Genomic DNA, 7,200 nt, shown 5'->3' with positions numbered 1-7,200 from the left:
CCCACCTGGATTCTGGACGGCATTCGTTTTCCCGCCTGTGATTTCACGGCCTCACAAGTGCCGCTGGCTCTCGAACTCGCCCATAAGGCCCGCGCCGACGACGCCGATGCCAAAGAACGCATCGTCCAGATGATTACGCGCGGCCTTTTGAATGAGTCCGTTTTATGACGCCCTCTTTCCCTGACCCGTCTTGACGAACGCTTCCCTTCTCACTAATCTTATAAGTAAGATTTATCTTGTAAATAAGATTTCAGGGAGAACTCATGGAACTTGCCAAGGTCACTTCGCGCGGTCAGATCACGCTGCCCCTCGCCATTCGCAGAAAGCTCGACGTGAAGGAAGGGGATAAGGTTGTTTTTTATGAAGAAAACGGGCGCATTGTCGTTGAAAACGCCGCAAAGCTGACAATCGCCCAGGAAAAAAAGCCCGGCGAGTAGGAACAGGCTGTCTTCATTTCGACGCGCCGCCTTTCCTCCGCCCAGCGGCAAGGAAAGGACAGTATGGCCAGACGGCGCAAGCAGACCAGTGATTCCCGTCAGTTGTCGCTGTTCGACATCATGGTCAGCCATATCGAACAGATCAGGGAAGAAAACATTCAGGATGACATAAGGGAAGAAGCCGGAACACGGATACTCCGGGAGCCGACGCACGAACAGCCCCCGTCCGCTACGCCTCCGGTCAGCCCCGCCTCACACGAAGAACTTCCGAAAGAACCGGAACATCCCGGCAAACGGAAGCCGCTGCTTCCGCCCGATGACAGCATCCCCCCGAAAAGGCTCGGCGTGAACGGACGCGGTTTCTCTGTTTATGAAACGTCGGATGGGGGACGCATGTACAGTCCTTCCCTGGACATCGTGCGCTTCATCGACGGCGACAGGGACACGCCGGAAGAGCTGTTCCGGAAAGGAAACGAAGACTACCTGACCGTGCAGGAAGTCGCGGCCTTCAGACAACAACATTCCTCAACTCAGGAGGTTTCCCATGCTGGACAGACAGACAAATCCGCTGGACATCGCCAGAACCGTTCTCAAGCCCGAAACCATTCACGACCTCAAGGTCAGAGGGTTCACCAATTCAGCCTACTTGATTCTCGACCGCTGGGCACTGAACAGCCCCGACGAACTGAAGCGCCTGGAAGCGGAAGGGAATCTGGCCTTGCAGATACGACTGGATCAGCAGCAGGCCATAGAGAAGAGGACGCTGTGCAGCGAATCCGCCCGGCAGGCGAGCCTGCGGGGGATGTCGGACTGGGAGATTTTGGAAAGCTGCGGGGTGGAGATGAACCTGAAAATTACCGGATAAGCCCGGAAGATCAGCTTGGCGTCGGCGGCGCAAAGAAAAAATATGCGGATAACCTCGCCGCCATACGTCTGCTGAAGCAGCTCCAGGCCAACGGTGCGAAACTGGCCACCCCGGAAGAAAAAAGCACGCTGGTGCGTTTTGTCGGATGGGGTGGTCTTCCGCAGGTCTTTGACCCCAAAAACGACAAATGGGCGGCGGAATACCGGGAACTTCAAGGCGTACTCTCCCCCGATGAATACGCGGCCGCCCGGCGCTCCACACAGGACGCTCACTATACCTCGGAAACCGTCATCAGGGGCATCTATCGGGGGCTTTCCAGACTCGGCGTTGAAACGGGAAAGGAACTCCACATTCTCGAACCCTCGGCGGGTATCGGCAACTTTATCGGACTTTGCCCGGAAAGTTTCCAAGCCCGGTTCCTGGCCGTGGAACTGGAACCGACAACAGCGGCCATTGCCGCATACCTGTACCCCAAAGCCCGCCACATCAATAACGGCTTTCAGAACATCCCCCTCAACACGCCGAGTTTCGACCTTGCAGTGGGCAATCCTCCTTTCGGGAATCAGTCTCTCTACGACCCCGAATTTCCCGAACTGAAAAAATTTTCCATCCACAACTATTTTCTCGCCAAGTCCATGCGCCTGCTGCGCGAGGGCGGCATAGCCGCCTTTGTGGTCAGCCGTTACTTCATGGATGCCGTCGATTCCTCCGCCCGCGAACATATCGCGGGATATGCCGACTTCCTGGGCGCGGTGCGCCTGCCTGAAACCGCTTTCCGGCAAAATGCCCTGACGGATGTCACCACCGACATCGTTTTCTTTCAAAAGCACAACGGCGAAAACAAGCGGAGTCTGGAGTGGCTCCACACGTCCAGCATGGAAGTGGACGACCTCAAGCACGGCGGCAGGCGCACCGCCGTGGTCAACAGCTACTTCGCTTCCCGCCCGGAACAGATCATCGGAAGAATGGCGTATTCCGGCGGCATGTTCGAGGACAGCCTGAACTGTGTGTCCGATGCGTCTCAGACAAACCTCGGCGAAGAAATAGCCAGGCGTCTGGACGCGCTGCCTGCCGTGCAGTTCAGCCCCTTACCCTCTGCCGAAGTCCGTGAAGCCGAATCCGTCCTCAATCATGACTTCCTGGCTTCCGACTACTTCCAGTCCCTGAAAATGGGCGCACTCTGCGTTGAACCTCAAAGCAGAAAAATCGTCTTCAAGACTTCCGGGGAGTTCGGCGACGGAGGTTATGAACCCGTCACCGTAAAAAATGAAACCGCCCGACTGCGCCTGTCTTCCATGATTCAGCTCAGGGATACCCTGCGTGAGCTGCTCAATGAGGAAAAAGGCGAAGGAAATGAAAGTCGTATGGCGAACCTGCGCCAGCGACTCAACACGCAGTACGACGCCTTTGTCAAAAAGTACGGGCACCTCAACTCACAAACCAACCGCAGCCTCATGCGGGAAGACCCTGAACACGCCCTGCTGGAATCCCTGGAAGCGGACTACGACAAGGGCATTTCGCCGGATGTGGCCCGCAAGACCGGCAGACAGGCCAGACCCGCTTCCGCCAGAAAAGCTGCCGTATTCCGACAGCGTGTGCTTAAACCGGCGACGCTCGCCCAACAGGCGGAAAGCCCCAAGGATGCCCTTGTCATAGCGCTTCGGGAAAGCGGCAAGGTGGACTTCGCCCGCATGGAGCAGCTTCTCGGACGCTCCACCGATGTCATTCAGCGGGACTTGCAGGAACAGGGCCTTATTTTTCTCAATCCCGCCACGGAACTCTGGGAAATCAGGGATAAGTATCTCACGGGCAATGTCCGGGCAAAACTGCGTCAGGCACGGGATGCCGCAAGCTCCGACCCTCGCTTTCTGCCCAATGTGGAAGCGCTTACGGAGACTCTGCCGCCCGACATAGAAGCCGTGGACATCGGCGTCAAGTTCGGCTCCGCCTGGCTTCCTCCTTCCGTCATATCGGACTTCATCGAACATCTGCATGGCGGAAAAGGCTCTCAGCAGGTGGATTACCTGCCCACGCTCGGTCGATGGAGCGTCCGTGTCTATCTGTACGATGTCGCGCTGAACACCACCGTCTGGGGCATCCCGGAATACCCTGCGGAAAAAATCATTGAAGCCCTTCTGATGAACAAGCCCATCAAGGTGGAAAAGGAAACCGGCCAGCGCGACGAACAGGGCAGACCCATCACGGTTCTGGACCAGGAGCTGACCGCCGCAGCCATGCAGAAGGCCGACGAAATAAAACAGGCCTTCACGGACTGGATATGGACGGATGACGACAGAAGAGCCAGCCTGTCCAGGCTCTACAACGACCGCTTCAACACGAACGTGCCTCCCAGGTATGACGGCTCCCATCTTGAGCTGGTCGGCGCTTCTTCAGAAGTAAAACTTCGGCCTCACCAGAAGGATGCCGTCTGGCGGGCCATTCAGGAAGGCACGGCCCTGTTCGATCACGTCGTCGGCGCGGGAAAGACCATGGCCTGCATAGCGACCATCATGGAATCCAAGCGCATGGGCTTTGTTTCCAAACCGATGGTGGTCGTCCCCAACCACCTTCTCCACCAGTGGCGGGATGAGTTCTACAAGCTCTATCCCAATGCCCATATTCTGGTGGCGGACAAGACCGACTTCACCAAACAGAACCGGGAACGGCTTTTTTCCCGTATTGCGACCGGAGACTGGGACGCCGTTATCGTCGCGCACAGCTCCTTCCGTAAAATCGACATGCCTCACGACATTCAGCGGGAGATTCTGAAGGAGCAGATAGATGCCGTGCTGGAAGCCATTGAGGCCGTGAAGGAGGCGGAAGGAGGCCGGGCCACGGTCAAGCAGCTTGAAAAACAGCGGGAAAACATGGAAGCCCGCTATGAACTTCTGCTCGCGGGCACGGGGAAAAAGGATACCTCCGTTGATTTCGCCGACCTGGGCGTGGACGCGCTCTTTGTGGACGAAAGCCACGAGTTCAAGAACCTTGCCTACCAGACCACCATGAACGTCTCCGGTCTGGGCAATATCACAGGTTCGGCCAAGGCGCTCGACCTCTTCATCAAATGCCGCTACCTGCAACGGAAAAATGAAGGCCGGGGCGTGTACTTTCTGACCGGCACCCCCATATCGAACACCATTGCCGAAGTGTACACGCTCCAGCGCTACATGCAGTATGAGGAATTGCAGGCCAAGGGCATAGACCATTTTGACTCCTGGGCCTCCACCTTCGGCCAGGTCACAAGCGGCTGGGAACTTGACGCCACTGGGGTGAACTACAAGCTCAAAAGCCGCTTCGCCAAATTCCAGAACATCCCGGAACTGCTCGCCATGTACCGGACCTTTGCCGATGTCGTCACCAAAAACGATCTGGATGAACAGGCAAAGCAGGCAGGGCTGCGCCCCCTGACGCCTCCCGTCACTGATGGAAAGCCGTATAACGATGTGGCCGAACGCTCCGGGGAACAGGCGGCCTACATGGAAAAAATCATCAGCCGCATGGAAAACCTTCCTCCCGACCCGCGTCGGGACAATCCGCTCAAAATCACCAACGACGCCCGCAAGGCCGGTCTGGACTATCGCCTGATAGAACCGCACGCGGATGATTTTGCAGGGTCCAAGGTCAACGCCGCCGTTGAACGCATCTATCACATTTGGAGCGACACGGCAGCGGACAGAGGCACGCAGCTTGTCTTCTGCGACCTGTCCACCCCCAAGGGCGGCAGAACTCCGACTTCCGCACCGGCCAACCGTAACGACCTGGAATTGGAAACGCTGCTGGACGTGGACGGCACACTTCTGCCTGAACAGAAGGATGAGGAATCTCACGGAACAACACAGGCGGAAAAGGACGACAGCGGTGAAGACACCTCCGTCGCTTCCGACATGGATGCCGTCATTGCGCTGTCGTCAAAGTTTTCCGTCTATGACGACATACGAAGCAAACTTGTCGCGCGGGGGGTTCCGCCGGAAGAAATCGCCTTCATCCATGAGGCCAACACCGACATCCGCAAGGCCAAACTCTTTTCCGACATGAATGCCGGCCATGTCCGTATCCTGCTCGGCTCCACCAGCAAGATGGGCGCTGGCATGAATGTCCAGAAACGTCTGGTGGCCGCACATCATCTTGATGCCCCCTGGCGGCCTTCCGACCTGGAGCAGCGCAACGGGCGCATTATCCGCCAGGGCAACCTGTTCTATGAGCGCGACCCGGAACACTTCTCCGTGGGCATTTACAACTATGCCACCAAACAGACGTATGACGCCCGGATGTGGCAGACCATAGAGTACAAGGCGGCTGCCATCGAGCAGTTCCGCAAAGGCGATCTGCTCCAGCGCGTTATCGACGACGTGCAGAGCGAGGCCGCCAACGCCGCCGAAATGAAGGCCGCAGCTTCAGGCAATCCGCTGATTCTCATGCAGGTTCAGCTTGCCGCAGACCTTCGCAAGCTGGAAGCCCTGTATTCCCAGCATCAGCGGGGACAGCATCGTCTGCGCGACAGGCTGAAGTGGCTCAACGGAACCGATGAGCGTCTTGCCAAGGCGGAAAGCGCCTACGCCGCCAACATCCGGCACCGGGACAGCCACACCCATATCGTCAAGGAAAAAGACAAGGAAAAAATCCGCATAGAACTCTTTGCGGGAGACAAGATGCTGACGGACAGAGACGGCGAAAAAATAAAGGATATTCTGCTCGGCTGCGTGAAGGAGATCACGCGCAATGCCGGAGCCAGGGTACTGTTCGGCTCCTATCGGGGCTTCGCCATGCACCTTGAACGCTATGCCCAGTCCTTCGGCGGCAAGGAGGGGTTCAGAATCGTTGTGACAGGTACGGATGGACAGGAGTTCAAGCCGGACAATCTCGTCTATCTCTTTGACGACAAACTCAGTCTTTCCGGTCTGTTCCAGCGCATGGACAACTTCCTGGCCAAAGGTTTCGATGAAGCCATGGAAAAATTCCGGGAAACCTGCCGTCATGAAAAGGCGGAACTGGAAACAACCAGAGAAGCGCTCGGCAGGGAGTTTCCCCAGAAGGAGGAACTGACCCTGGCGCGGGAAAATCATAGCGCCATCATCCGGGAGTTGCAGCGTATGCAGGATGACGCGAGCTATGTTTCCCACTGGACACCAAAGACTTCCGACGCCGGGGCCGACACGACTCCGGCAGAAGAGACCAGGCAGGAAACTCCCGACGCCCCCTTCTCCATGGCAGACGCGGCACCGAAAGACCACCGTGTCTGTACGCTTACCTTTGGTGAGCAGGGGGACCAGACGGAGTACGCCGTCACGCACAGTCCGGTCGGGTATCTTCTGAACCGTTCCCATGTGCGTGAAACTACGAGGTGGCCCATCCATTGCCTGTATGACGACAATCTCTGGCACTCCCTTGTGAAAGGCCCGCCCGGTGTCCGCTTCAAGCAGTTTGAGAGCAGAGAAGACGCCCTGAATTTCGCACGCCAGGATGCCGCACTGCTCGGTTTTGCCGATGCCATGACGCATCCTGAGAAGGATCTCTCCGCAGCTTCGGCAACGGAGGGCGACTTCTATCGCCAAGCCATGGAAAAAGCCGGATTCCGGCCTTCCGGCATGGATTTTTACGGCAAACAGGAACACGAGCTGAAGGTTGAAACGGGTGACGGCGGAATATTTGAGCTGAGAATATTCCAGACGGAAGAGGGCAAAGTCGGCCTGCGTGTTCAGTATGAAAAAGACCACATCATCAACGGTGCGCGAACCGTCCATGCCTCTTTTGATACGCTCAAGGAAACTCTGGACTATGCCAGCATCTATAAGAACATGGCGGAAACGCAAAACATCACTGCGCCTCCTGTGCAGGAGACTTTCTCCATGCGAATGAGATAAAGCATCAGCATGACAGAAGCGCCTTTTGAATTGATAG

The 7,200-nt window shown here is 56.9% G+C and carries 3 protein-coding genes; all 3 read left to right on the top strand.

The features are described from left to right. Positions 1 to 263 precede the first annotated feature (263 nt). On the top strand, positions 264 to 437 hold the full coding sequence (locus tag Q0K07_RS13125; protein WP_083575400.1) for an AbrB/MazE/SpoVT family DNA-binding domain-containing protein: 174 nt from the start codon (positions 264 to 266) through the stop codon (positions 435 to 437). 544 nt (positions 438 to 981) lie between these two features. Beyond that, entirely contained in the window at positions 982 to 1,302 is a 321-nt protein-coding gene (locus tag Q0K07_RS13120) for a hypothetical protein (RefSeq protein WP_239463763.1), read from the top strand. Next, positions 1,203 to 7,163, top strand: a complete 5,961-nt coding sequence (locus Q0K07_RS13115; protein ID WP_294559808.1) for an SNF2-related protein — start codon at positions 1,203 to 1,205, stop codon at positions 7,161 to 7,163. Before Q0K07_RS13120 ends, Q0K07_RS13115 begins: the two co-directional genes overlap by 100 nt. Positions 7,164 to 7,200 lie beyond the last annotated feature (37 nt).

The organism is uncultured Mailhella sp., assembly GCF_944324615.1.
Lineage (GTDB): Bacteria > Desulfobacterota > Desulfovibrionia > Desulfovibrionales > Desulfovibrionaceae > Mailhella.
The sequence above is the reverse complement of the archived record's forward strand: the minus strand, read 5'-3'. Positions and strand labels throughout refer to the sequence as shown.

What these genes read in the sequence shown, in the direction of transcription:
- Q0K07_RS13125 (WP_083575400.1), top strand. Translation starts at nt 264, where the DNA reads ATGGAACTTGCCAAGGTCACTTCGCGCGGTCAGATCACGCTGCCCCTC.
- Q0K07_RS13120 (WP_239463763.1), top strand. Translation starts at nt 982, where the DNA reads ATGCTGGACAGACAGACAAATCCGCTGGACATCGCCAGAACCGTTCTC.